The sequence below is a fragment of the Methylobacterium sp. FW102-HT35C08 genome (assembly GCF_058790235.1).
The window spans coordinates 4,996,556-5,021,099 of sequence record NZ_JBYTCL010000002.1; the positions used below are offsets into that span (position 1 = coordinate 4,996,556).

24 protein-coding genes are annotated in these 24,544 nt (G+C 70.8%); 14 read left to right on the plus strand and 10 right to left on the minus strand.

Annotation, left to right across the window (positions count from 1 at the left end):
* Positions 1–33: 33 nt before the first annotated feature.
* Positions 34–1,320: a Zn-dependent hydrolase gene (locus AC3WSN_RS23635; protein ID WP_492541293.1), complete on the plus strand. Its 1,287-nt coding sequence runs from the start codon at positions 34–36 to the stop codon at positions 1,318–1,320.
* Between the two features lie 157 nt (positions 1,321–1,477).
* Here AC3WSN_RS23635 and AC3WSN_RS23640 read toward each other — a convergent pair whose 3' ends face one another.
* The 4 genes from AC3WSN_RS23640 to AC3WSN_RS23655 are packed head-to-tail and all read right to left on the minus strand — an operon-like array spanning position 1,478 to position 6,907.
* Positions 1,478–2,365, minus strand: coding sequence for a polysaccharide deacetylase family protein (locus AC3WSN_RS23640; protein WP_492541295.1), 888 nt, complete (start codon positions 2,363–2,365; stop codon positions 1,478–1,480).
* Positions 2,366–2,374: 9 nt separating this feature from the next.
* Positions 2,375–4,843, minus strand: a complete 2,469-nt coding sequence (locus AC3WSN_RS23645) for a branched-chain amino acid ABC transporter ATP-binding protein/permease (protein ID WP_492541297.1) — start codon at positions 4,841–4,843, stop codon at positions 2,375–2,377.
* 4 nt (positions 4,844–4,847) lie between these two features.
* The gene (locus AC3WSN_RS23650; protein WP_492541299.1) at positions 4,848–5,717 is read right to left on the minus strand and encodes a branched-chain amino acid ABC transporter permease; all 870 of its coding nucleotides are present in this window, start codon (positions 5,715–5,717) and stop codon (positions 4,848–4,850) included.
* Between the two features lie 8 nt (positions 5,718–5,725).
* A complete protein-coding gene (locus AC3WSN_RS23655) occupies positions 5,726–6,907 on the minus strand; it encodes an ABC transporter substrate-binding protein (protein WP_492541301.1) in 1,182 nt (393 codons plus the stop codon).
* Between the two features lie 197 nt (positions 6,908–7,104).
* On the opposite strand from AC3WSN_RS23655, the gene AC3WSN_RS23660 reads away from it, so the two are divergent.
* Positions 7,105–7,521 (plus strand): nuclear transport factor 2 family protein, encoded by a 417-nt coding sequence (locus AC3WSN_RS23660; protein WP_492541303.1) that lies wholly within the window; start codon positions 7,105–7,107, stop codon positions 7,519–7,521.
* Between the two features lie 10 nt (positions 7,522–7,531).
* Here AC3WSN_RS23660 and AC3WSN_RS23665 read toward each other — a convergent pair whose 3' ends face one another.
* A complete protein-coding gene (locus tag AC3WSN_RS23665) occupies positions 7,532–8,230 on the minus strand; it encodes a GntR family transcriptional regulator (protein WP_492541305.1) in 699 nt (232 codons plus the stop codon).
* A 322-nt stretch (positions 8,231–8,552) separates the two neighbouring features.
* On the opposite strand from AC3WSN_RS23665, the gene AC3WSN_RS23670 reads away from it, so the two are divergent.
* The 3 genes from AC3WSN_RS23670 to AC3WSN_RS23680 all read left to right on the plus strand — a co-directional run bounded on the left by AC3WSN_RS23670 (position 8,553) and on the right by AC3WSN_RS23680 (position 11,748).
* Positions 8,553–9,260, plus strand: a complete 708-nt coding sequence (locus tag AC3WSN_RS23670) for a hypothetical protein (RefSeq protein ID WP_492541307.1) — start codon at positions 8,553–8,555, stop codon at positions 9,258–9,260.
* A gap of 94 nt (positions 9,261–9,354) precedes the next feature.
* Complete coding sequence (locus tag AC3WSN_RS23675; RefSeq protein ID WP_492541309.1) at positions 9,355–10,659, plus strand: TAXI family TRAP transporter solute-binding subunit; 1,305 nt, start codon at positions 9,355–9,357, stop codon at positions 10,657–10,659.
* A 375-nt stretch (positions 10,660–11,034) separates the two neighbouring features.
* Positions 11,035–11,748 carry an SDR family NAD(P)-dependent oxidoreductase gene (locus AC3WSN_RS23680; RefSeq protein ID WP_492541311.1) on the plus strand — a complete coding sequence of 238 codons (714 nt, stop codon included), beginning with the start codon at positions 11,035–11,037 and terminating at the stop codon, positions 11,746–11,748.
* A gap of 242 nt (positions 11,749–11,990) precedes the next feature.
* On the opposite strand, the gene AC3WSN_RS23685 is transcribed toward AC3WSN_RS23680, so the two are convergent.
* Together AC3WSN_RS23685 and AC3WSN_RS23690 are read right to left on the minus strand one after the other, a co-directional pair.
* Positions 11,991–12,215: a hypothetical protein gene (locus AC3WSN_RS23685; RefSeq protein ID WP_492541313.1), complete on the minus strand. Its 225-nt coding sequence runs from the start codon at positions 12,213–12,215 to the stop codon at positions 11,991–11,993.
* A 268-nt stretch (positions 12,216–12,483) separates the two neighbouring features.
* Entirely contained in the window at positions 12,484–13,083 is a 600-nt protein-coding gene (locus AC3WSN_RS23690; RefSeq protein WP_492541315.1) for a TetR/AcrR family transcriptional regulator, read from the minus strand.
* 88 nt (positions 13,084–13,171) lie between these two features.
* Here AC3WSN_RS23690 and AC3WSN_RS23695 point away from each other — a divergent pair, with 88 nt between their 5' ends.
* From AC3WSN_RS23695 to AC3WSN_RS23720, 6 genes are all read left to right on the plus strand, one after another.
* The gene (locus AC3WSN_RS23695; RefSeq protein WP_492541317.1) at positions 13,172–14,428 is read left to right on the plus strand and encodes an efflux RND transporter periplasmic adaptor subunit; all 1,257 of its coding nucleotides are present in this window, start codon (positions 13,172–13,174) and stop codon (positions 14,426–14,428) included.
* A 102-nt stretch (positions 14,429–14,530) separates the two neighbouring features.
* Positions 14,531–17,725: an efflux RND transporter permease subunit gene (locus AC3WSN_RS23700; RefSeq protein ID WP_492541319.1), complete on the plus strand. Its 3,195-nt coding sequence runs from the start codon at positions 14,531–14,533 to the stop codon at positions 17,723–17,725.
* 1,239 nt (positions 17,726–18,964) lie between these two features.
* Positions 18,965–19,234: a hypothetical protein gene (locus AC3WSN_RS23705; protein WP_492541321.1), complete on the plus strand. Its 270-nt coding sequence runs from the start codon at positions 18,965–18,967 to the stop codon at positions 19,232–19,234.
* Positions 19,218–19,367: a hypothetical protein gene (locus AC3WSN_RS23710; RefSeq protein ID WP_492541322.1), complete on the plus strand. Its 150-nt coding sequence runs from the start codon at positions 19,218–19,220 to the stop codon at positions 19,365–19,367. Before AC3WSN_RS23705 ends, AC3WSN_RS23710 begins: the two co-directional genes overlap by 17 nt.
* 410 nt (positions 19,368–19,777) lie before the next feature.
* Positions 19,778–20,089, plus strand: coding sequence for a hypothetical protein (locus AC3WSN_RS23715; protein WP_492541324.1), 312 nt, complete (start codon positions 19,778–19,780; stop codon positions 20,087–20,089).
* 137 nt (positions 20,090–20,226) lie between these two features.
* Positions 20,227–20,511 carry a hypothetical protein gene (locus tag AC3WSN_RS23720; RefSeq protein ID WP_238198482.1) on the plus strand — a complete coding sequence of 95 codons (285 nt, stop codon included), beginning with the start codon at positions 20,227–20,229 and terminating at the stop codon, positions 20,509–20,511.
* Positions 20,512–20,775: 264 nt separating this feature from the next.
* On the opposite strand, the gene AC3WSN_RS23725 is transcribed toward AC3WSN_RS23720, so the two are convergent.
* Together AC3WSN_RS23725 and AC3WSN_RS23730 are read right to left on the minus strand one after the other, a co-directional pair.
* Positions 20,776–21,144 carry a response regulator gene (locus AC3WSN_RS23725; RefSeq protein ID WP_492541327.1) on the minus strand — a complete coding sequence of 123 codons (369 nt, stop codon included), beginning with the start codon at positions 21,142–21,144 and terminating at the stop codon, positions 20,776–20,778.
* A 234-nt stretch (positions 21,145–21,378) separates the two neighbouring features.
* A complete protein-coding gene (locus AC3WSN_RS23730; RefSeq protein ID WP_492541329.1) occupies positions 21,379–21,915 on the minus strand; it encodes a DUF2059 domain-containing protein in 537 nt (178 codons plus the stop codon).
* A gap of 280 nt (positions 21,916–22,195) precedes the next feature.
* On the opposite strand from AC3WSN_RS23730, the gene AC3WSN_RS23735 reads away from it, so the two are divergent.
* Entirely contained in the window at positions 22,196–22,645 is a 450-nt protein-coding gene (locus tag AC3WSN_RS23735; protein WP_492541331.1) for a hypothetical protein, read from the plus strand.
* A gap of 183 nt (positions 22,646–22,828) precedes the next feature.
* Entirely contained in the window at positions 22,829–23,038 is a 210-nt protein-coding gene (locus AC3WSN_RS23740; protein ID WP_192709688.1) for a hypothetical protein, read from the plus strand.
* Positions 23,039–23,444: 406 nt separating this feature from the next.
* Here AC3WSN_RS23740 and AC3WSN_RS23745 read toward each other — a convergent pair whose 3' ends face one another.
* The gene (locus AC3WSN_RS23745; RefSeq protein WP_492541333.1) at positions 23,445–23,816 is read right to left on the minus strand and encodes a hypothetical protein; all 372 of its coding nucleotides are present in this window, start codon (positions 23,814–23,816) and stop codon (positions 23,445–23,447) included.
* A 274-nt stretch (positions 23,817–24,090) separates the two neighbouring features.
* Here AC3WSN_RS23745 and AC3WSN_RS23750 point away from each other — a divergent pair, with 274 nt between their 5' ends.
* A complete protein-coding gene (locus AC3WSN_RS23750; RefSeq protein ID WP_192709686.1) occupies positions 24,091–24,351 on the plus strand; it encodes a hypothetical protein in 261 nt (86 codons plus the stop codon).
* Positions 24,352–24,544 lie beyond the last annotated feature (193 nt).

The following is a 24,544-nucleotide window of genomic DNA, read 5'->3' on the forward strand; positions in this document are numbered from 1 at the left end:
TCCGCCCCGGACCCGCGCACCGGGAGCGGCGGGATGGACACGGTAGCGTCGGTCGGCACGGCGGTCCGCGCGCAGCGCGGCCGGGTGGAGGCGCTGTTCGACGACCTCGCCCGGTGCGGCCGGACCGATCCCGGGTTCACGCGGGCCTCCTACAGCCCGGAGGAGACCGAGGCGCACGCGGTGGTGACGCGCTGCGCCGCCGATCTCGGCCTCGCAATCGGGCGGGACGCGGCCGCCAACACCACCATGACGCTGCCGGGGCGGGACCGGAGCCTGCCGCCGATCCTGATCGGCTCCCACCTCGACACGGTCGCCCACGGCGGCAATTTCGACGGCGCCGCCGGCGTGGTGGCCGGGCTTGCCGCCGTCGCGGCGCTCCGCGCGATGGGGCTGACCCCGGCGCGCGACATCACCCTCATGGGCATCCGCGCCGAGGAAAGCGTCTGGTTCCAGGTCTCCTATATCGGCAGCCGGGCGGCCCTCGGAACCCTGCCGGACGGGGCGCTGAACGCTGCCCGGATCGACAGCGGCCTCAGCCTGGCCGCCCACATCGCCCGGGAGGGCGGCGACCCGGAGGCGCTGCGCAGCGGCCCGCCCGCCCGCGATGCCGCCGCGATCCACGCCTTCCTGGAGGTGCATATCGAGCAGGCGCCGAGCCTGGAGGAGGCGGGGATCCCGGTCGGCCTCTGCACCGGGATCCCCGGCAACGTCCGCTACCCCGATGTCCGCATCGCCGGTCGCTACGACCATGTCGGCACGCCCCGCCGCTTCCGCCGCGACGCCGCCCTGGCCGGTGCGGAGATCGCCCTGGCCCTCGACCGGGTCTGGGCGGAGCACGAGGCGGCCGGCTGCCCGATGGCCGTCACCTTCGGCCGGTTCCACACCGATGCCGCGGCCCACGGCCTGACGACCGTCCCGGGCGAGTTCCGGTTCAGCCTCGACATGCGCGCCTACGCGGCCGAGGTGCTCGCGACGCTGGAGGCCGCGTTCCTGGCGGCCGTGACCGACGTGTCGGAGCGCCGCGGCGTCGCGGTGGCGCTCGGGCCCCGCGCCGAGGCGGGCGTCGGCGCGGTCTCGCCCCGGATCCGCGACGGGCTCGCGGCGGCGGCGGAGGCGCTCGGCATCGCCACCCGGCCCCTCGGCAGCCCGGCCTCGCACGACGCCGCCGCCTTCGCCAAGGCCGGCGTGCCGATGGCCATGCTGTTCGTGCGCAACGCCAACGGCAGCCACAACCCCGATGAGGCCATGGCGACCGACGACCTCCTCGACGCCGTCGCGATCCTCACCACGTGGCTGGTGGCGGAGACCTGCGGCGGCTGACGGCGGGCGCCCGCCAGGCGGGAATGTGCGCGGCGCCAGGCGCCCGGCCGCGACAGGGTCGAGCCTGATCGGCACCAGGGTGTGGAACCCGGTGAGGCCGGCCGGGCAGTCCGGCCAGGGCCGCGCCTTGGCGGCCCGCGCGAGGGGTCGCGCCGCGTCAGCGGGCCTCGGCCGGCTGCGCCGTGACGTGGTCCGCGATGGCGCCGGCTGTGGTGAGCCAGATGTCGGCGCGCCGGTCGGCGATGTGCCGGAGCGCCTGCCGCAGGGGCCGCAGCCGGTGCGGGCGCCCGACGATGTAGGGGTGGAGCGCGATACCCATGACCAGGGGTGCGGAGCGCGCCTGCTCCAGCATCTCGTCGAAGGCGTCGACGATCATGTCGGCGAACTGGCGGCCCGTCTCCTTGCGGGCGACGATCGCGGGGATGTCATTGAGTTCCTGCGGGTAGGGCACCGTCAGGATCCGGCCGCCGCGCGTCGCGAACCAGGTCGGCTGGTCGTCGTGGTCCCAGTCGAGCAGGTAGCGGTAGCCGGCCTCGGCGAGCAGGTCGGGCGTCACCCGCGACTGCGAGATCCAGGGCCCGAGCCAGCCGGCCGGCGGGCGGCCCTCCTGTGCGGCGATCATCTGCGTCGTCTCGGCGATCAGCGCCCGCTCGGCGGCCTCGTCGAGGGTTCCCTGCCGCTCGGCGTTGGTCCGCCCGTGGCCGACGATCTCGTCGCCCCGCGCCCGGAACGCCTCGATCAGCCCGGGGCAGTCCCGGTAGAGGTTGCTGTTGACCAGCACGCTCGCGGGCATCGCCAGTTCGTCCAGCATCGCGGCGATCCGCCAGGCGCCGACCCGGTTGCCCCAGTCGCGCCACGCGTAGTTGAGCACGTCCGGCTGCGGGCCGCCCGGCGCCAGCTCGGCGCCCAGGCCCTCGCCGAACGCGAAGGTCTCGAGGTTCAGCCCGATATAGACGGCGAGGCGCTTGCCCTCCGGCCAGTCGTAGACCGGCCGGTCGGGGAGGGCGCTGTAGCCGTAGCGGCCGTGTCCGGCATTCGTGTCCATCAAGCCCCCTTACGCCGCACCGAGATAGGCCGCTTCCAGCCCCTTGTCCGCCGACAGTTCCGCGGCGGTTCCGCGCGCGACGACCCGGCCCTGCTCCAGCACGTAGCCGCGGTCGGCGACCGTGAGCGCCAGCGCCGCCATCTGGTCGACGATCAGGATGGTGACGCCCTCGTCGCGCAGCTCGGCCACGGTGGCGTAGAGGGCGTTGATCATCGCCGGCGCGAGGCCGAGCGACGGCTCGTCGAGGAGCAGGATGCGCGGGTGCGCCATCAACCCGCGGGCGATGGCCAGCATCTGCTGCTCGCCGCCGGAGAGCAGGCCCGCCCGGCTTGCCGAGCGGTCGCGCAGCCGCGGGAACCGGTCGAGCAGGCGCTCAACCTCGGCCGGGTCGATCGGCGTCCCGCGCCCGAAGGCGCCGAGGCGGATGTTCTCGACGACGCTGAGCTCCGGGAAGACCTGCCGGCCCTCCGGCACCAGGACGAGGCCGCCGCGGGCGATCCGGTGCGCCGGCAGCGCGTCGATGCGCCGGTCGTCGAACACGACCGATCCCGCGACCGGGCGCAGCAGCCCCGCCAGGGCCCGCATCGCCGTGGACTTGCCGGCGCCGTTCGCGCCCAGCAGGGCGACGGTCTCGCCCGGCCGCACGTCGAGGTGGACGCTGTCGAGGACGGGCGCGGCGCCGTAGCCGGCGGTCAGGTCGAGGACCGAGAGGACGGCGTCCGCCGGCCCCTGCCACGGCGCGCTCCGCGGCCGGGCCGGCGTGTCGGCGCCGCCGAGATAGGCGCGCAGCACCGCCGGGTCGCGCCGGATCTCGGCGGGCGTGCCCCGCGCGATCGGGCGCCCGGCATCCATGACGAGGATGTGATCGGAGATCCCCATCACCAGCGGCATGTCGTGCTCGACCAGCACCACCGCGACGCCGCTGTCGGCGATCCGGCGGATCAGCCGGGCCAGCCGGTCGGTGTCGACCCGCGACAGGCCGGCGGCCGGCTCGTCGAGGAGCAGCACCGTCGGGCTGCCGGCGAGCGCCCGGGCGATCTCCACGAGGCGCCGGTCGACATGGGGCAGCTCGGCGGCCGGGCGGTCGAGGGCGCCGCGGTAGCCGACGAAGGACAGGAGCGCGGCGGCCGTCTCACGGTCCTGCGTCCGCGCGCGGCGCCAGAGCCGGCCCGGCGCGAAGCCGAGGGCGACGTTGTCGACCACCGGCAGCGAGCCGAACAGCCGCGTGGTCTGATAGGTGCGTGCGATGCCGGCCCGGGCGACGACGTGCGCGGGCCGGCCGGCGAGCTCGCGGTTTCCGAGCCGGATCGCCCCGGCGCTTGGGCGGTAGAAGCCCGAGACCATGTTGAGCACTGTGGTCTTGCCGGCGCCGTTCGGCCCGATCACGCTGGTCACCGCCCCGGGCTGGGCGGTGAGGTCGACGCCGTCCGCCGCCGTAATGCCGCCGAAGCGGATGCCGATGCCCGCCAGGACGAGGGCCTCGCGCGCCGCCGTGCCGGGCAGTGGCGTCTCCCCGCCCTCCGCGGCGGCCGGCGCGCCGCGACCGCGGGGCAGCAGCCGGGCGAGGCTGCCGACCAGCCCCGAGGGCACCAGCCAGAGCACCGCCAGCGTCGCGACGCCGAAGAACAGCAGGCGGTACTCGGCGAGGCCCGACAGCGCCTCCGGCAGCAGCACGGTGACGAGGGCCCCGAGGAGCGGGCCGAGCACCGTGCCGGCGCCGCCGACGATCACCGAGAGGACGAACAGGATCGACTGCGAGAACGGGAACGAGCTCGGCGCGATGAACAGCATCAGCGGCGGCAGGACAGCCCCCGCGAGGCCGGTCAGGGCGGCGGAGATCGCGAAGGCCAGGGTCTTCACCCGGACCGGATCGAAGCCCAGCGCCGCGGCCGCGACGTCGGCGTCGCGCACGGCGCGCATCGCCCGGCCGAGGCGGCTGCGGGCGAGGAGGTCGAACCCGGCGAGGCTCGCCCCGGCGGCGAGCACCGCCAGCACCGCGAGGCCGGCCGGCGAGAGCGGTTCGCCGAAAAGCGTCGGCGCGTCGGTGACGACGAGGCCGTTCTGGCCGCCGGTTAGCGCGCCGCCCTCGATCAGCCCGTGCTCGACGATGAAGCCGAAGGCGATCGTCAGCATGGCGAGGTAGGGGCCCTTCACCCGCATCGCCGGCACCGCCACGAGGCCGCCGACGAGCGCCGCGATCAGGGCTGCCGCCGGGAGCGCCAGCCAGAAGCTGACGCCGTGGAGCGTCAGGATCGCGCTCGCGTAGGCGCCGATCGCGTAGAAGCCGGCCTGGCCGAAGGAGATCAGCCCGGTCAGGCCGAGGAGCACGTTGAGCCCGACGCCCGCCACCGTGGTCAGCGCCACGAGGGCGATCACGAAGTGGCTGTAGCCGGCGGTCAGCGCGACGAGGCCGAGCGCCGCGGCGGTGAGGCCGGCGATGCCGAGCCGCATCGCCGGGGCCGAGCGCAGGTACGGCATCGCGTCAGACCTTGTTGACCGCGGCGCGGCCGAGCAGGCCGTCGGGGCGCAGGGTGAGGGCCAGGATGATCACCGAGAACACCACGAGCTGCGTGTAGGTCGAGCCGAGGGTCGCGGTGACGCCGGCCTCGACGAGGCCGTAGAGCAGCCCCGCCAGGATCACCCCGGTGGCGGAGCCGATGCCGCCCAGGATCGCCACCGCGAAGGCCTTGATGCCGAACAGCGTGCCGAGTTCGGCCGAGACCGAGAACAGCGGCGCGATCAGGAGGCCCGCGATGCCGGCCAGCACCGCCGAGAGCGCGAAGGCGCAGGCCACGGTCCGGCGCACGTCGATCCCCATCAGGCGGGCGGCGTCGGCGTTCTGCGCCACGGCCAGCAGGACGCGGCCGAGATCGGTCCGGCGGAACACCGTGCGGATCGCGAAGGCCAGGGCGATCCCGACCACCGGGATCACGAGCTGCAGCGGGTAGATGCCGGTCCCGAGGATCTCCACCGGCTTGGTCGCGAGCGGGGAGGGGAGGCTGCGCGGCTCCTTGCCGAAGGTGAACAGCACGGTGTTGTCGAGGACGATGCCGCCCGCCACCGTCGCGAGCAGCCACGCATCCGAGCCGCGCGCCACGAACGGGCGGACCAGCGCCCGCTCGACCACGAGGCCGAACAGGGCGCAGCCGGCGAGCGCCAGGACGATCGCCGCGGGCGTCGGCCAGCCGAGGGTGACGCCGAGCGCGTAGGCCAGGACCGCCCCCAGGGTGACGACGCTTCCTTGCGCGAAGTTCACGGTCCCCGACACCGCGTAGGTCACGTGGAAGCCCAGGGCGACGAGCCCGTACATGCTGCCGAGGCCGAGGCCGCTGACGAGGATGGAGGTCAGCATCGCCGGGCTCAGTTGGTCACCGCGACGATCTCACCGTCCTTGAAGCGGGTGAACACGTAATCGTTCGGTCCCAGGGCATCGTGCTGGCCGGGGGCGAAGGGCTTGTCGTAGGTTTTGATCAGGCCCGGATAGGTGCCGATCTTGTAGAAGCCGTCGCGCACCTTCGGGCCCTCGGTGGAGCCGGCGGCCTGGATGGCGAGCGCCAGCAGGTGTGTCGCATCGTAGGCGTTGGCGATGCCGACGGCGGGGGTGACGTCGGCCATCGACTTGATCGCCGGGTACTTGGCCTTGAGCGCGTCGAGCACCGCGCCCGCCTTCGGCGACGCGTTGCCCGCGAAGGTGAAAGTCTGGATGAAGTGGACCTTGCCGGCGCTCGGGCCGGCGAGTTCGTCGAAGCGCCCTCCCGCCGGGCCCCAGTGCGAGACGACCGGCACCGACCAGCCCATCCGGTCGAGGGACTTCACCACCTGGGCCGAGGGGCCGACATTGCCGACCAGGAACAGCGCGTCGGCCCCGGCCTCCTTCAGCCGGGACAGCTGGGGCACCATGTCGACGTCGTTGGCCTCGTACTTCTCGATGCCCGCCGCCGGGAGGTTGGCCGCCTGCAGGGCGTCCTTGAGGCCCTTCTGGTTCGACTCGCCCCAGGCGTTGTTGACGAGGATCATCCCGGGCTTCTTCGCCCCGTAGGTCTTCACCGCGTAGGCGACCAGCGCCTCGTCGACGAGGGCGTCGACCGCGGAGACGCGGAAGGCGTAGTTGTCGGCGGCGCCGTTGCGGGTGATGCCGGTGCCGGCCGCCCAGGGGCCGATGAACGGCACCTTCATCTGGTTGGCGATCGGCACGATCGCCATCGAGACCGGCGTGTCGAGGCCGCCGACCACCGCGACGACGCCGACCCGCTGAATCAGCTCGCGGGTCGCCAGCACGCCCTTGGACGGGTTGGCCTCGTCGTCGCGGGCCACGAGCTCGAGGGGGCGCCCGAGGACGCCACCCTTGGCGTTGATCTCGTCGATGGCGAGACTCATCCCACGGGAGATCGCCTCGCCGGACTTGGCGGACTGGCCGCTCAGGGCGGTCACGAGGCCGATCTTGACGGTGTCGGCCGCCTGCGCGGTCGAGACGGCGAGGCCGAGCAGGGCGCTCGTCGTCACCGCGATGCGGCGCAGGGTCGGGGGCAGGAAGGAGGCCATGGCGTGTCTCCGAGGGCGGGGCGCAGCCTGCCGAGCGCAACCTCCATGCCACCGGGAATTGGCCGATTCGGCAGCTGCACGGACCGATGATTGTATCCCCGCAGGCATTCTGTGCTCAATCCAGCGCCAAAGTGCATACACTTCCTGCATGCACTCTCGTGGGTTTTGCGGCACCTTGGCCCGACAGGAGGCCTGCCATGACCGACGTGAACCACGATGCGGCGACCGCGCGCGACGCCGCCAACGTCACCGCCTATCTCGAGGCCTCGATGGTCCCGGATCCCGAGACGGCCGCCCGCTACATGGCGCCGGGCACCCGGATCGTGTTCACCGGCGCCCGGGTGTTCCACCATCCGTCCGAGGTCACGGCCTTCAATGCCGGGCGCTACGCCTGGGTGAAGAAGCGGATGGAGCGGCTGGACGTGGTGCCGGGCGACGGCGTCACCACGGTCTACAGCCTCGGCACCCTGTACGGCGCGTGGCCGGACGGCACCCCGTTCGAGGGCAACCGCTACGTCGACCGCTTCACCGTGCGCGACGGGCTGATCGTCGGCATGGAGGTCTGGAACGACAGCGCCGAGCGCCTCCTGACCAAGCACGGCCTCACGGCCTGACGCCGCGCGCTCAGGCCCCGCCGGCGACGTAGGGCGCCAGCAGGCGCGCGAGATCGCGCTCGCGCGGGGCCGGGGGCACGATGCGCGCCCGTTCGGCGACCGCGTCGAGGTGGTGATCCATGAGCGCGGCGGCGCGCTCGGTATCGCCCGCGACCAGGGCGGCGACGATGTCGCGGTGCTCGTTGACGGCGCAGTCCGAGGAATGCGGGCGGCTGTAGAGGGACAGGATCAGGGCGCAGCGATAGCCGAGTTCCGCGACGTAGCGGGTCAGCACGGCGCTGCCGGTCATCTCGGCGAGCATCAGGTGGAATTCCGTGGCGAGCCGGATCGAGAGCGCCTCGGGCCCGCCCCGGGCGGCCTCCTCGCGGGCGATCTGGTCCAGCAGGCCCTGGCGCTGCTCCGGGCTGAGCTGCCCGGCGAGGCGGCGGACCACGAGCCGCTCCAGGCCGAGGCGCACGTCGAAGGTGTCGCGCGCCTCATCCCAGCTCGGCGTCGCCACGACGGCGATGCGGTTACGGCGCAGGTCGACCAGGCCTTCCCCGGCCAGCCGCAGCAGGGCCTGCCGCGCGATGGTGCGGCTGACCCCGAACCGCTCGCCGAGGGCATCCTCGGGCAGCCGGTCTCCGGGGGCCAGGGCCCGTTCCACGATGGCGTGCCGCAGCGCCTGGCAGATCGCGCCCACGCGATCCCCGTCGTCGCGCGCCTTCATCGACGTCCCGGGCTTGGCGCCACCGCCCCTGCGGATTGGTCGGTCATGATCCTCTCGGGGTCGCGATCCGCTCCGGCGGCCCGGACGGATGTCCCGTGCGCTGTCTGCCGAAGCGGACCTCCGGGTGCAACGGTCACGCCAGCCGTTTCGGACAGGCTCGGAGCCCGTCCGCCTTTCCGGCCGACCCTGTCGGGAGCGGACGGGCGCGTCCGGCCGATGGCGCCTGTTCACGGCCGGACAGAGGGCGGACGAGCGGGCACCCGGAATGGCCGCCTTCGCCGAATGTTGCGGAGATCCGGAAAGCGCCCTATCGGCGGCGATGATGCCCGGCCGATCCCTGCGCACCGTCAGGTCCGATAGCCTTTTCGGCGAGGTCAGCGCGCGGCTCCCGCTGTTCGAGGCTCTGCCGCCCGACACGCTCCAGCATCTCGCGACGGCGGGTTTCGGCCGCGGCTTCCTGACGGCCTCCCTGCGGGCCCGTCTGCGCAAGGCCGGGTACCGGGATCTCGCTCATCTGGCCCAGTCGTCGCCGGAGGCGATCAGCGGGATCAGGAAGTTCGGTCCGGTCCGCGTCGCGGCGGTTCGGACGTTCATCCTCAACGAGATCGCCCGATGGCTGCCGGGCGCACGCGATGTGCACACGGAGGGGGCCACCGGAGCGCGGAGACTCGGACGGCTGCGGGAGATGCCGGTCGACCGTCTGCCGCTGAGCGCCGCCGCCATCGCGGCGCTCGGCTTGTCGGGCGGGACCTGTGCGGATATCGCCGACCGGTCACGCCGCGACCTCCTCGGCACAGGCGTCGTGATGTCCGGCGATGTGGATCGCCTCGTCACGACGCTCGCCCGCTTCCTGGCCGTGGACGGTGCACCTGCTCCGCGCGCCGCGGACGCGACGATGGACGCGCCCGCGACCGAAGCCGAGGTCGTCGCGGCGCGCCGTGCCGCTCTGCGCGCGCAGCAGGATCGCGAGTGGGAGGAGGCCGCCCCGGCCGAAGATCGGCGTCAGGATGGCACGTCCCGCACGGCCTGAAAGCGCACCCGCGCCATCCCCGCAGGACCGGATCAAAGTCCGCGGAGGCGGGCCGACCCAGAGCATGCTACGGTGTAGTCGGGGAGGATGAGCGATGCGACGGCGGTACGCCGCGCCCGCTGCTGCGCTGGCCGTCATCATCGCCGCTGCAGCCGGCGCGATCCTCGTGCATGTCCTGCTCGGGCTGTTCGAGCTCAAGCTCGCCATCGCCGAGACGAGCACCGAGGATCGTCAGGCCGCCACGGCCCTGATCGGATTGTTCTCCGCCGAGCATCCGCGCGTGCGGATCAGGACCGTCCTGGCACCGGATCGGTCGGGCACTGCGGCGGCCCTGGACAGGGGTGAGGCCCAGCTCGCCCTCGTGCGCGCCGATGCCGCTCCGCAGGACGGACAGACGCTCGTCATCACCCGTCGCGACGCTGTGGTGTTCGTCGCGCCCGGTGGCAGCCACGTCGACAGCATCGCCAAGCTGCGCGGAGAAACGGTGGCGCTCCTGGATGGGCGTAAGCTCGACCCGCACCTGCTCGACCGCATCCTGACGCATTACGGCGTCCCGCCCGAGAGCGTGCGCCGCGCGGTGCTGCGTATGGATCAGCTGACCGACGCAGCACGGCACCATCGCATCGGCGCGGTTTTCGTCGTCGCGCCCGTCGCCGGCAAGGTGTGGCTGCCGCTCTACACGGCCCTGCGCAAGGGCTCCGGTGCGCCGCGGACCTTCGAGGTCGACGAGGCGGCCGCGCTTGCCCGTGAGCACCCGGTCCTGAGCACGATCGACCTGCCCAAAGGCGCATTCGTGGGCTCGATCCCGGCGCCCAGTGACGACATCACGACCCTGTCGGTCAGTCACCGGCTCGTCGCGCGCAGCAGAATGCCGGATTGGCTCGCCGGCGAGATCACGCGGGAGGTCCTGACCGGCAAGCCGAAGCTCGTCGCCATGGACGATGACCTCAGCGGGATCGAGGCGCCGGACACGGACGACAAGGCCCAGGCGCTGCCGATCCATCCGGGCGCGGCCGCCTACCTGTCGGGCAACCTGCCGAGCTTGTCCGACCAAGCCCAGAGCGTGGCCTATTGGCTCGGACTGGTGGCGAGCGCGATCGCCTCGTTGAGCGCGACCGGTATGGCATTGCATCACCGCTATCGGCCGCCGCGACCGCCGACGCGGGTCATGCGCCTCCTGGAGATCTGGTTGGCCGTGCGCAAGGCCGACGCGGCGGAATTGGCCGGTCTGGAGGCGGAGACGGACGCGATCGTGGAGGCCGTCGTCCGGGAGGAGGCGCACGGGCGCACGGAGACCATCGAGATGCGGCTCGTCGCGCTCCTCGCCACCCATGTGCACGAGGCGCTGCGCCGTCGGGCCGGGCGTGCCGTCGCGGGCGGCCCTCATCCCGTCCCGTGACAGAGGCCAGGAATCGCTGGCTTGGCTGAGGGGCGCGACCGGCGCCGTGTCCGGTGCTCGGCGGGACAGGGCGTCGAACCCGTCCCGGCCGGTGATCGCGGCGAACAGGCGAACCACGGGCCGGGCCTGCTGGTCCACATCGCACGTGGCGAGCGCGATATTGATGCCGACTTGCAGGCTTGATGACGATCCGTCCCGAATGCGGAACAGCTCGACGCTTCACCCTGTATACGATCGATCCGAATGACGGTGGTCCGGGGTTCGCGGGCGTCGGCCGGCCGGTACGCGTGACCGATCCCGTGAGGCTCTCTCTGGAGACGCTGGCGGCGTGGGGACACCTTTCGGTGCGGGGTCCTTTGGGGGATGGTGGGCAGCATGAGTAGCGCGGTCGTCGTCGGCGCCTCGGGCGGGATCGGCCGCGCCCTCGTCGCGGCGCTCGCGGCAGGCGGTATGAACGAGCCCGTCTTCGCTCTGTCGCGCGCGCAGCTGTCCCAACCCGAACCTGTGCGATCCCTGTCCGTCGACCTCACGGACGAGGCTTCCATCGCGGCTGCGGCCCAGGCGGTCGGAGCGGCGGGACCGGTCGGGCTGGTCCTCGTCGCCAGCGGCTTGCTGCACGGGCCGGATATCGCGCCGGAGAAGGCGATCCGCGCCCTGGATCCGGCCGCGATGACCCGGGTGTTCGCCGTGAACGCCATCGGCCCCGCGCTCGTGGCCAAGCATTTCCTGCCGCTGATGCCGCGTACCGAACGCAGTGTGTTTGCGGCTCTCTCGGCACGCGTCGGCTCGATCGGCGACAACCGCCTGGGTGGATGGTACGCTTACCGGGCGTCGAAGGCGGCGCTGAACCAGATCCTCCGCACCCTCGCCGTCGAATCGGCGCGCAGCCACCCGGGGTTGATCGTCGTCGGTCTCCATCCCGGAACCGTGCGGACGGCGTTGTCCCACCCGTTTCGCCCGCAGCCTGGAACGCCCGGCGTGTTCACGCCCGACGCGAGTGCGGCCCATCTGCTGCGGGTCGTGTCCGGGCTGCAGAGCCGGGATTCCGGTCAGACCTTCGCGTGGGACGGACAGCCGATCCCGCCGTGATGCGAGCCCGGTATCGTCATTCTCCGGATGGTAGATCTTCAAATCCCGGTCGGGCGGAGATGATGCCGAGGATGCCGGCTTCATCGAGGATCGGCGAGTCCTGCGCAACGGGGCGCTTCCTGCGGCCGGATCGACGGGAGTCGCTCCTCGACGAGGAGACCGTCGGGAGCGGCCCTGCATGCGCCTCTCAGCGCATCACGCGATGGCGGGCCGGTCTCCGGTCCCGCGTGGCGTGGGCCGCGTCAGAACCGATGATGACCGCGCCCGTGCAGGCCCGGGACGAAGCGTCGGTGATGATGGCGCCCATGCCAGGACCGCCGACCGCGATGCTCGAAGCGGGCGAGGGTGACCGGAGTATCGACCGTTCCCAGACCGTTTCCAGCGACGGGTGCGGCCGAGGCGGGAACACAGGCGAGGCTCGCGCCGCCGAGGAACAGGCCGACGCCCAAGGTGATGATGGTCCGCAAGATCACTCTCCCGTTGATCGCCGCGCCGGCACCGGCGCGCGATACAGAGCTAGCACCTTGATAAAATTCCGAAATACCTTATTCGTTCGCGCGATTAAATCGCAACATCAATACTCTATATCATAATTCTTGTAGGATGAGCTGTCCTCAGAAGCGCGATGCGCGCATCATCATTCTACGGGTTCACGCGTCTCGCCTCACGACAGCGGCCCCCGGGACCGCGCCAGGCTCTGGGAGGCGCAAGCCCGCTCGGCACGGCCGCGGGCCTTCAACCCCCCTGGCTCTGGCCGAAAGCCTTGAGCGAGACGCCCGCGACCTCCCGCAAGGCGTCACGGTCGGCCCCGGAGGAGGCCAGGACGCCCATGCCCGACGCGATTGTCGACAGGAAGCGCGCCAGCGCCGCCGGGTCGGCATCCTCCGCGAGATCACCCTCCTGCTTCGCCTGAACGAACCGCTCGCGGAGTTCCGTCTCCGTCTGCGCGCGCCGGGACGCGAGCTCGAAGGGGATGTTCTCCGAGCCGGCTCCGCAGGCGAGCCCGCCCTGGACCAGGAGGCAACCGGGCGGGTTGGCGGGATCGGTATGGCTCTCCGCGATGCTGCTCAGGAAGCGCTCGGCCACGTCGCGGGCGGTGGCGCCGGCAAGCACGTAGCCCATATGGGCGGACCGCCGCTCCGCGTAGCGGTCGAGGGCGGCCTTGAGCAGACCTTCCTTGCTGCCGAAGGCCGCGTAGAGGCTCGGCGGCTTGATGCCCATCGCTTTCGTCAGCATGGCGAGGCTCGCGCCGTCGTACCCGTGGCGCCAGAACACCTCCATCGCGTCGTCGAGGGCCTTGTCCGTGTCGAACGACCGGGGCCGACCCATCACCATTGTCCGCGAACTCCAACTTTTGTATCGAGTGGTAGATAAGTCACTTGACGCCTCGCGTCCATGCCGACATGTGTAGCGCCCTGTACATATGTCGGGGGCAGCCTTGGAATCGCAGCGCCATTCTCCGTCGGACCGTTCCCGCCTCCGGCGCCTCGTCGGCGGCGGCCTCGCCCTCGCGGCGGCGGGGGCGTCCTACCACCTGATCCCGCTCTGGCCGATGTCCGGAACGCAGGCGGTCGCCGGCACGCCGCCGGCCGAGCAGGCGATGCCGGCCTCGGTCGCGACCCTCGAACCGCGGGAGGCGATCCTCTGGGACGAGTTCTCGGGGCGTCTGGAGGCCGTCGACCGCATCGACGTGCGCGCCCGTGTCGGCGGTGCGGTTCAGGCCACGCATTTCGCCGAAGGCGAACTGGTGAAGGCCGGCGACCTGCTGGTGACTATCGATCCGGCACCCTACGCAGCGGAGGTCCAGCGCCTGGAAGCACAGGTGGCGGGTGCCGAGGCGCGCGTCGCGATGACGTCGAGCGACCTCGAGCGCGGACAGAGACTGTCGGACCAGCACATCGTCACGGCGCGCGACCTCGACGTCCGGGCCAACGCCTTCAAGGAGGCGAAAGCCAGCCTGGACGCCGCGAAGGCCGCGCTGGAAGCGGCGCGTCTGAACCTCGGCTACACCCAGGTTCGCGCGGCCGTGAGCGGCCGCGTCGGACGGCGTGAGATCACGCCGGGCAACCTCGTGGCGACCGGCGCGGGCGCCCCCGTGCTCACCACGCTGGTCTCGGTCGATCCCGTCTATGCCAGCTTCGACGCGGACGAGGGGGTCGTCCTGAAGGCGCTCGCCTCGATCGCCGAGCCGGCGGGCGGGCGCGGCAAGCTCGACCGCATCCCCGTGGAGATGGCGACCGCCGACGGCACACAGGCCAAGGGGCATCTGCAGTTCATCGACAACAAGGTCGATGCCCGCAGCGGCACGATCCGCGTGCGTGCGACCTTCGCCAACGGCGACGGCCGCCTGATCCCCGGCCAGTTCGCGCGCATGCGGCTCGGTCAGGCTGCCCCCGGACGGCTTCTGCTCGTCGACGAGCGGGCCGTCGGCACCGATCAGGACAAGAAGTTTGTGCTCGTGGTGGGGGCGGACAATCGGGCCGCGTTCCGGGTCGTCACCCTCGGCCGGGCCGTCGAGGGCCTGCGCGTCGTGACCTCCGGTCTGGCGGGTGGTGAGCGCATCGTGGTCAACGGGCTGCAGCGCATCCGTCCCGGCACCCTCGTGCAGCCCGAACCCGTCGCGATGGGCGGCCGGCCGCAGGACGCCGCCTCCGGCACGCGTCAGCTCGCCCAGCGCTGACGGGGCGCCACGGCCCCACCTCGCCTTCTCACCGGACGCACTGATCCGGCGGCCCGCGCGGCCGCCCGGTCCCGCTCTGGCCTCTCGCCCCCGGAGGGCGGCATGAACCTCTCCAAGTTCTTCATCGACCGCCCGATCTTCGCGGGCGTGCTCTCGATGCTCATCTTCATCGGCGGCCTGCTCTCGCTCTTCGCGATGCCGATCTCCGAGTACCCGGACGTGGTGCCGCCCTCCGTCGTGGTCCGCGCGACCTTCCCGGGCGCCAACCCCAAGGTGATCGTCGAGACCGTGGCGACGCCCATCGAGGAGCAGATCAACGGCGTCGAGGGCATGCTCTACATGTCGAGCCAGGCCACGACGGACGGCATCATGACGCTGACCGTCACCTTCCGGCTGGGCACCGACCCCGACAAGGCCCAGCAGCTCGTCCAGAACCGCGTCTCGCAGGCCGAGCCGCGGCTGCCGGCGGTGGTGCGCCAGCTCGGCATCGTCACCGTGAAGAGCTCTCCCGACCTGACCATGGTCGTGCATCTCGTATCGCCGAACGGCCGCTACGACATGACCTACCTGCGCAACTACGCGGTGCTGAACATCAAGGACCGCCTGGCCCGCCTCGACGGCGTCGGTCAGGTCCAGCTCTTCGGCTCCGGCGACTACGCGATGCGGATCTGGCTCGACCCGCAGAAGGTCGCCGAACACGGCCTGTCCGCCGGCGACGTCGTGCGCGAGATCCAGGCCCAGAACGTCGAGGCCGCGGCCGGCGTCATCGGCGCGTCGCCGGCCGTGCCGGGGCTCGACCTGCAGCTCTCGCTCAACGCGGAGGGCCGCCTGAGCAGCGAGGAGCAGTTCGGCGACATCGTGGTCAAGACCGGCACCGACGGCGCGATCACCCGGCTGCGCGACGTCGCGCGGATCGAGCTCGGCGCCTCCGACTACGCCCTGCGCTCGCTTCTCGACAACAAGTCGGCGGTGGCGATCCCGATCTCCCAGTCGCCCGGCTCGAACGCGATCCAGATCTCGGACGAGGTCCGCCGGACCATGGCGGAGATCAAGCAGACCATGCCGGAGGGGGTCGATTACCAGATCGTCTACGATCCGACGCAGTTCGTGCGCGCCTCCATCGAGGCGGTGATCCACACGCTGCTGGAGGCCATCGCCCTCGTCGTGCTGGTGGTGATCCTGTTCCTGCAGACGTGGCGGGCCTCGATCATCCCGCTGCTCGCCGTGCCGGTCTCCATCGTCGGCACCTTCGCGGTGATGCATGTCTTCGGCTTCTCGATCAACGCGCTGAGCCTGTTCGGCCTGGTGCTGGCCATCGGCATCGTGGTCGACGACGCGATCGTGGTCGTCGAGAATGTCGAGCGGAACATCGAGAGCGGGTTGTCCCCGCGGGAGGCCAGCTACCAGGCCATGCGCGAGGTCTCGGGCCCGATCATCGCCATCGCGCTGGTGCTCGTCGCCGTCTTCGTCCCCCTGGCCTTCATCAGCGGCCTGACGGGCCAGTTCTACAAGCAGTTCGCCCTGACCATCGCGATCTCGACGGTGATTTCGGCGGTCAATTCTCTGACGCTCTCGCCGGCCCTCTCGGCCCTTCTGCTGAAGGATCACCACGCCCCGAAGGATCGCCTGACCCGCATCCTGGACAGCTTGCTGGGATGGTTCTTCCGCCGGTTCAACCGGGCTTTCGGGCAGGCCGCGCACGGGTACGGACGCGGCGTCGGCTTCGCCGTGTCGCGCAAGGCGACGATGATGGTCGTCTACCTCCTGCTCGTCGGCGTGACCGCGCTTCTGTTCCGCCAGATCCCGGGCGGCTTCGTGCCGGGGCAGGACAAGCAGTACCTCGTCGGCTTCGCGCAGCTGCCCGACGGCGCCACCCTCGACCGGACCGAGGAGGTGATCCGCCGCATGAGCGAGATCGCGCTCAAGGAGCCGGGCGTCGAGAGCGCGGTCGCCTTCCCGGGCCTCTCGATCAACGGCTTCACCAACAGCTCCAACTCGGGGATCGTGTTCTCGACCCTGAAGCCGTTCGACGAGCGCAAGGATCCGTCGCTGAACGGGGCGGCCATCGCCCAGTCGCTGAACAGGAAATACGCGGCCATTCCCGAAGCCTTCATCGCGATGTTCCCGCCGCCGCCCGTCAATGGCCTCGGGACCATCGGCGGCTTCAAGCTGCAGATCGAGGACCGGGCCGGCCTCGGCTACGAGGCGCTGAACGACGCCACCAAGGCGTTCATGGCCAAGGCCGCCCAGGCGCCGGAACTCGTCGGTCTGTTCTCCAGCTTCCAGATGAACGTGCCGCAGCTCTTCGCCGACGTCGACCGGACGAAGGCCCGCCAGCTCGGCATCCCGGTAACCGACATCTTCGACACGCTGCAGATCTATCTCGGCTCGCTCTACGTGAACGACTTCAACAAGTTCGGCCGGACCTATTCGGTGCGCGTCCAGGCCGACGCGCCCTTCCGGGCGCGCTCGGACGATGTCGGGTCGCTGAAGGTCCGGACCGGCTCCGGCGAGATGGTGCCGCTCTCGGCCCTGCTGCACGTCCGTCAGACCGCCGGCCCCGAGCGGGCCATGCGCTACAACGGCTTCCTGTCGGCCGACATCAACGCGGGCGCGGCCCCCGGCTACTCGTCGGGGCAGGCCCAGGCCGCGGCGACGCGCATCGCGGCCGAGACTCTGCCGCGGGGCTTCGCCTTCGAGTGGACGGACCTGACCTACCAGGAGTTCATCGCGGGCAATTCCGGGATCTGGGTCTTCCCGCTGGCGCTGCTCCTGGTCTTCCTCGTGCTGGCCGCGCAGTACGAGAGCCTCACCCTTCCGCTGGCGATCCTGCTGATCGTGCCGATGGGCCTGCTCGCCGCCATGTTCGGCGTGTGGCTGTCGGCGGGCGACAACAATGTGTTCACGCAGATCGGCCTGATCGTGCTGGTCGGCCTCTCGGCCAAGAACGCCATCCTGATCGTGGAATTCGCGCGCGAGCTGGAGTTTGCCGGCCGCACGCCGCTCCAGGCGGCCATCGAGGCGAGCCGTCTCCGGCTGCGCCCGATCCTGATGACGTCCATGGCCTTCATCATGGGCGTCCTGCCGCTGGTGACCGCGACCGGGGCCGGATCGGAGATGCGGCGCGCCATGGGCGTCGCCGTGTTCTCGGGCATGATCGGCGTGACCGCGTTCGGCTTGTTCCTGACGCCGGTCTTCTACGTCCTGCTCCGTCGCTTGAGCGGCAACAGGCCGCTCAAGCAGCATGGCCACGAGACGGCGGTGTCACACGACAGCGGCATCGCGGAGCCGGTCTAGTCGAGGCCGGGGCAACCGGGCGGATCGGACAGGGCGACGAGCCGATATATGCGGCCGTGCCGGCCGTCGCGGCGGATCCGCGGCTGACGGCGCGCGGGCCGACTCCGCTCTGGGACACGACGATTCGGCAGCGTGTCGTCGCCCAGCCCGCTGGCCGCGGACGGGAAAGATTGTCATCCTCGATTTCACGGCCAACACGAATTTAAGTTCGGTGTTGGTATTGAAAAATGATTTAGCTTTCTATTGATCGCCGTCAATACTGAAGCAACATTGTGTCGACGGACGGAATCTTCCGCTCGCCACCCGTCAGGAGGGTCCCGGTGCCGAATCACGACCGCCGGTAAGTCGGTCTGACGACACATGACCCACCCCGCACCGTTCACCCGACGCGGGACGGACATGTTGCAGAAGTCGCCTCGGCTCACCGGGCGCGTGGGATCATCCAAGACATTCCCCGCCTCGACGCTCAGATCAACACGCGCAGCCATCCAGGAGCGAACCACGATGAAGATTACGCCCGTCACAATCCTGATGTGTGCGTTGCTGACAGGCCCGGCGTTTGCGCAGGGCAATTCGCCGTACAACCGCTCCGGCTCACAGGCGGGCGGGCCCCTCGGTGGACAGGAGCGCGGGCTGGGCGCATCGGGCGGCACGCCCGCGGTCGATCCCACCCGACCGCCACAGGCGGCGGCGCGGCCGAAAAGCCGAGCGAAGGCGCGGACGCATGTTCGACGTCGGCACGGCTTGTAGGCACCGTCTGCACGTTGCCGACACGGCCGCAGATCAAGGCGTGATAGCGGCCGGCGCCTGAGAACTGAGCTTCGTCGCCGGGCGCAGCGCTATGGATCGATCCTTCCGGGCCGCGAGCGTCCGTGCCGGAACCGGGACGGCCCTCGTTCCCTCGACGGGATCTGACGGCGTCCGCGAACAGCGCGGGCGCCGGCATCATGGTCGGACGCTGCGGAAGGCGGGCGCGACCACAGAGGCCGCACCGTCTCGTCCGCTCAGGAGCCGGCCGGTCTTCGGGGCTTTCAGAGGATCGACCTATCGCCCCTGCGAATCGATCCGCGTCGCAACCCTGCAGCGTGTCTTGGAACAAGGCGCTGCCCGCACCGCGCATGGGCGCATGTTCTTTCTCGCTGTCGTTCGCAAAACGAAAATAAAACTCATTGACCGCGCTAAGAACCGGCTTGTAATTAGCGTGCAGAATCCACGACAGGGTCCGCGGGATCATTCGACGTGCCCAAACACCTGTGCATCGATCCTCTTGATTCTTACGCGGAGCGCGAAGTCTTGGTCGATTTCGAGATGACGGGTTCATCATACCGTCTGACAGCGGCGATCGATCGCGACGGCCAAGACATCTTGTCCGAACTGACAGAGGCGCAACACAAAGACATCCAGAACGAGCTGATCGAGGCGTGCGGCCTCGGCCTGGGCGCGGTCCACCCCACCTCGCGCGGGCGCATGGAGCAGGGAGCGGTTTTCTCTGATGTTCGGCAATTATGAGTACGAGCGGGCGCTGAACAGCGACGATCATCAGATCGACTTCCGGCGTAGTCGGATGCATCTCTATCTGAACGTAATGCTGCTCATCTTCATTTTCTCGGGTCTGATGATTCACCAGTTGCTGGGGCGGTGAGGTTCGCCGACGGATCCGAGCGCTGGACAGCTGAGCCCGTGCGCTGCGCAGATCGTCGTGGTCTCCCGTCTCGGCTTCCCGTCTCGGCCTCCCGTCTCGGCGACGCCGTCGAAAGCCTCTCGGCCATCTGACGGCGCCGCACGCATGGGCCGTCGACACGCACGACGGCGCGCTCGGAATGCGCGTCGGAGGGTGCCTTCCCCGGTGGGCGACCCGGCCCTCCGACCGTTGGCGGCAGGACAGCGCGACGTCGCGATCGTCGACAGAACACCGATCGTGGCCGGCCTCTCTCGCTGGCAGCCGATCCGGAACCTGTGCCACCCGGTAGCCGCGGCGTGATCGCGCGCGCGTGCCAGGAATCGTTAACCCTGCCGCCGTAGCCCTGGAGCTTCGGGACGAGCGCGGGTGCGATGCCGAGACTGGGCTACATGATCGTCGACGGACTAGCCTTCGTGCTGGTCGCGGTGGGCCTGACCGCCGTGGTCATAGGCTACGAGCGCAATCTGCCGGATCCGGCCGCCCAGGTCGCCCAGGGCGCTGCGCTCGCGCCGGACTGGATGGATCCCGAGACCACCGGAGCGATCACGCCCAAGGTATCGGCGGCCGACGCGGCGCGCGCGGGAGCCGGTTCGAAGCGCGAGGCGAAGAGCCAATCCCCGGACGCGGAGAGCGGGGTCTGGGTCGACCCGCCGCGCCGCTGGCGGGCCGATGAGCGCAGGTGAGTCCGTCACAGGGCGGGCGTGAGGCCGCCAGATCAGGCTGAGCCCTCCCTGAGCCCTCATGCCGCGCCCCGGTGCCAAACCGGGCCGGCGCCTCCCATCTCTGCTCCAGTGGGGGCAGAGCCGATCGGGAGAGCACTATGAGACAGCATGCAACGCGCGCTGCGCTTGCGGCCGTGATGATCCTGGGCGCGTCGGGCGCCGTGCTGGCACGCGGCAGCGGCGGCGGAGACAGCGGAAGCGGGTTGAATCCCTATTCCGAACTCAGCGGTAATGGCCGCACTGGCGGGGTGAACAGCGGCAACTATTCGCCGCCCGAATACAACACCTATTTGCGGGCCTATGGACCGTACGGCCCTCAAGGCCGGCCTGTGAGGGAGCGCTACCGTCCAGCGCCGCGGCCGTACTACGGCTACCCCTACTGAAGGGCGGCACTGCGGCTGGCGCTTCCGGTCAGCGCCAGCCTGTCCGGCCCGGCCGATCCGCGCCGCGTTTTTGAGGCCGGGATCGCCCGCCCGGACGGATGTCCCGACCGTGCCGGTCCCGCGCTCGCTGGTCAGACATGCGCTGGACGCTCTGGTATACCAAGTGCACGCGCCGTATGGTCGCGCTTCCTCCCAAGAACGCCTTCAGCCCGCCCGGTCCGCCGGTGCGGGTTTTTTCGTGCTGCTTTCGAGTGGCTCCTCGGCTCAGTGCAGCCGCAGCGCCTGAAGCGCCTTGCGGACGAGGCGCTCGGCGCAGGGCTTGCTGATGAAGTGGGCGGCTTCGGGCAGTGTCGCGGCCTCCAGCGGGTCGCACCCCGAGCAGACGATGATCCGGGTTTCGGGCCAACGCGCGCGAACGGCGTGCGCCAGATCACAGCCATCCATCACGCCTGGCATGTTGATGTCGGTGTAGAGCAGCGTGGCGCCGCCGCAGGACTCCAGGTGCTGCAGGGCCCCGTAGGCATGCTCGGCTTCCAGCACCTCGAAGCCGAGCGCCGACAGCATGTCGGCTGCAGCCATGCGGATGACGGCTTCATCATCGGCGATAACGGCGAGGGGGCGAGATCCTGACATGGATCAGAAATGCGTCCCTCGGTCGCGCGTTTCAGCGTGGCCGTAGAATTTTTGCCGTCCGCGCCGCCGGCAGCCGCTGCCTGGGACGGCTCTGGACCTGTCGGCCGTCACGCCAGGCGGCGGTCCGGCTCGCCGCGGGCGAGGCCGGATTCTCCAGCCGTCCCGGCCGTCCGCCGCCGCCTCCCGGCACGCGCGGATCGGATTGAGCGGTTCCGGCTCAGGGCAGGGTGTGCCTCAATGGGGTTTCGCTTGGCCCCCCGCTGTCCAGCCGTGCGCCTGGACCGCCTTGATGAGCTTGCCCTGCATCTCGGGCGCCACGGCCTGCATCCATTGCTGCATGCCGGCAAGCTGGATCTGGGCGAGCTGCGGCTGGGCGGCCGCGAGGCGTTTGCCGGCCGGCGTGGCGTAGAACGCGGCGATGGCCTGCAGGTCGTCCTTGCCGAGCACCGTGGCGAAGCCGCGGGCCTGGATGTCGAGCAACTCGTCGTAATGCGCCGACAGGGTCGGCATCACGACCTCCTGCACCAGCACCTGGGCCTTGTCGGGCTCCTTGATGCCGATCTGCTGCATCATGCCGACCATGGGCGCGGCCATCGAGCTGAGCGTCGCGGCGCGGTCGCCCTGCATCTGGGCGACCGTCTCCCGGGCGACCTTCAGCAAGGCCGGATCCGGCGCCGCGACGGGCGCGGGCTTCGGAGCGGGTTGCGCGGTCGCGGCGCATGGCAGCGCAACCCCGAGACACAGGCCGACAAGCCAGGGTGAAAGGCGCATGATCGCTCCAGTTCAAGGCCCGGCGCCGTCCGGCGCTTCGAAGCCGACTAGGACTGCTATCACAGCTCTGAATAGAATCGATGACACCTCAGGATTGAGCAGCGCCGATTGACGATCGGATCGAAGCGATGATAGGATGCGGATCACCGCACGGGACGCGGGCAAGACTGTCACCCTGGCGGCGTCCGGTGAGGGCGAAGGCTGCCTCGCTCGTCCGGTTCGGGCTGACCCGGTATCCGGCCACCGCGACGCGGTCGGTGCGAGACGGCGGGAGATCGTGATGCGAACCCAGACGATGCGAATCGCAGACGCGCCCGCTGCCGCCCCGAGCGGGCCGCGATCCGCGCGTCCGGCCCTCGCCGTGATGACCGCCTGCGCGGTTCTGGTCGGCTGCGCCGCGGCCGTGCGGGGGCCGACCGCAACCGTCGATCCGGACCTCGTGCGGGTGATCCGCTTCATGGCGCTGATCAAGGGCGGTCTCGCGCTCGCGGCCTTCGCCGGCTGCTTCTGGCGCTTGGCGCGGCCCGCGGCCCTGTGGCGAATGCCGGTCTACGTCGCCGGACCGCCCGTCATGGCGGCCGGCGCCATCGGCTTGTGGTCGCTGCACGATCTCGGGCTCGCGGCCCTGGGCCTCCATCTCGGCCTGTTTGCGGTGCTCGCGGCGGCCCTCACCGATCCGGCTTTTCTGCCCGACCTGTCGCGCCGCCGCTCATCCGGCTCGGCCCTTTGAGGCTTCGGGTGTCGCGGCGGGCGGCCCTCGGTCACGCGGTCGCGCCGCGCGATCGCGCACGGGCGGTGAATCCGGCGGGCAGAGGCGCGGCGGCTTGTCCGGGCGCGTCGTGATCAACGCGGTTGAACCTGCCGCCCGGCGCGCGTAGACGCGCCGGCTCGGATCGCGGAACCAGGAGCCCGGATGGGTGACGATGTGGCCTCTCTCCTCCTCGTCCTCGCCACCGAGAATACCGAGCTGCGTCAGCAGCTCGCCGCCGCGCAGGACATGCTGATGGAGACGGCGATCGATGCCGGGCACCTGCATGCGCGTCTCGAGGCGGTCCAGGCCGAATGCAGGGCGTGGCGGGCGGAAGCGGAACGCCACGCAGCCAGGGAGGCTCGGGTGCCCTGAGAGGGCGCCACGACAGCCGAGACGGGCCAAGACGTCGTCGGAGCGCGCGGGCGGATCCGTCGAGACGTTTCCCGGTCCGGACGACGGTCAGCCGAGCGCCCAGAACAACGGCAGCGCGCTGGCCAGGAACACGACCGAGGAGACGAGCACGGCAACCTCTTCGCGGTGCCGGTGGACGAAAGCGTGATGGAGAGCGAGCATGGTCATCGGATCGCGGGTGATCTGATCAGCCTCGCGCCCAAACCTTGATCATTCGGGGGCAAGCGCCGTCATCCACAGGCGGTCGCCGAACCCTGTCGCATGGCTGCCACCATGGCACGCCGCACAGGCTTCCGGCACCCTCCGGCGTTCAGCCGCGACGCCCGACCCTGGGCCTCGGCGGCCCGGAGATCGTGCCCAGCGGGACCTATCGCGCGGCCGGCATCGTCCGGCCGGTCCGCGGACGGCGAGGGCGCCCGGTCGGCGTCAGGCCGCGGGTCGCCCCTTCGGGCGATGCGGGGCTCCGTGCGGCCGCCCCTTTGTTGTCGGCCGCCCCTTGGCCGGCGGTTGCCCCATGGCCGGCGGCCGCCCCCTGATCGTCGGCCGCAGGACGGCCGACACCCTGTGCCCGCGCCTGCTCAACCAGCCACTCGCCGAGTTCGAGGGCCGCTTCCGGTGCGAGGTCGATGGCCACGCCTGCGCCATGGGTTCGCGACCGCAGGCCGATGCCGGCGGATGTCGATACGGCGCGCACGGTGCTCCCGACGCGACCGGTGATCTCCAGAATGCTGTCAGCCATTCCGGAAGGCTAGCGAGGCCGTTCGAGCCTGTCCATTCCGGCTTGGCCATTCCGGCTTGACCATTCCGGCTCGGCCATGCGCGCCTCGCTCGCGGCGGGCGGCCCCGCCCGACGGGAAGCAAGGTCAAGCGCGACCGTGTCGGGGCGCGCATGCTTCGCGCCCATAGCTGCGGCCGAGCCTTCGCCCGAACTTCCCGGTAAGGCGGTCGGCCCGCACCCGCCGCCGCCCACGACGGTGACCGATCCGTCGCGTCAGGATGCCGAGACACCGATCATGAACAAGCTCATCGCCCTCACGGTGGCCGCGACCGTGTGTGCCGGTCCCGCCTTCGCGCAGGCCTATCGGCCGGGCCAGGATTGCGGCCAGGATCCCGAGACGACGGGTTCGCTGACCGTCGACCCGCGCAGCCTGCATCTGCCGGGCGAGCGCTCGGACCGGGTCAAGGTCACCCCTCCCGAGGACAGCTGGCAGGAGGAGGCGCGGGAGGAGGCCGAGCGGCACAGACGCGATCTTCTGGCCTGCGGGGTGGATTGAGCTCCGGGTTCGCCAGCCCACGCCCGAGGCGACGACCGCAAGCCAGCCCATCGGCTCGGTTTCACCAGAGAACCCGCTTGGCGATGATCCGACCGACATCCCAGGTGAGGATCTGTATCGTTTCAGACGATCCGCCGGGTTAGCAGTTGATCGCGGCCGCGCCCCAGTCGGTCGCGCACCGCGCGCAGATGTG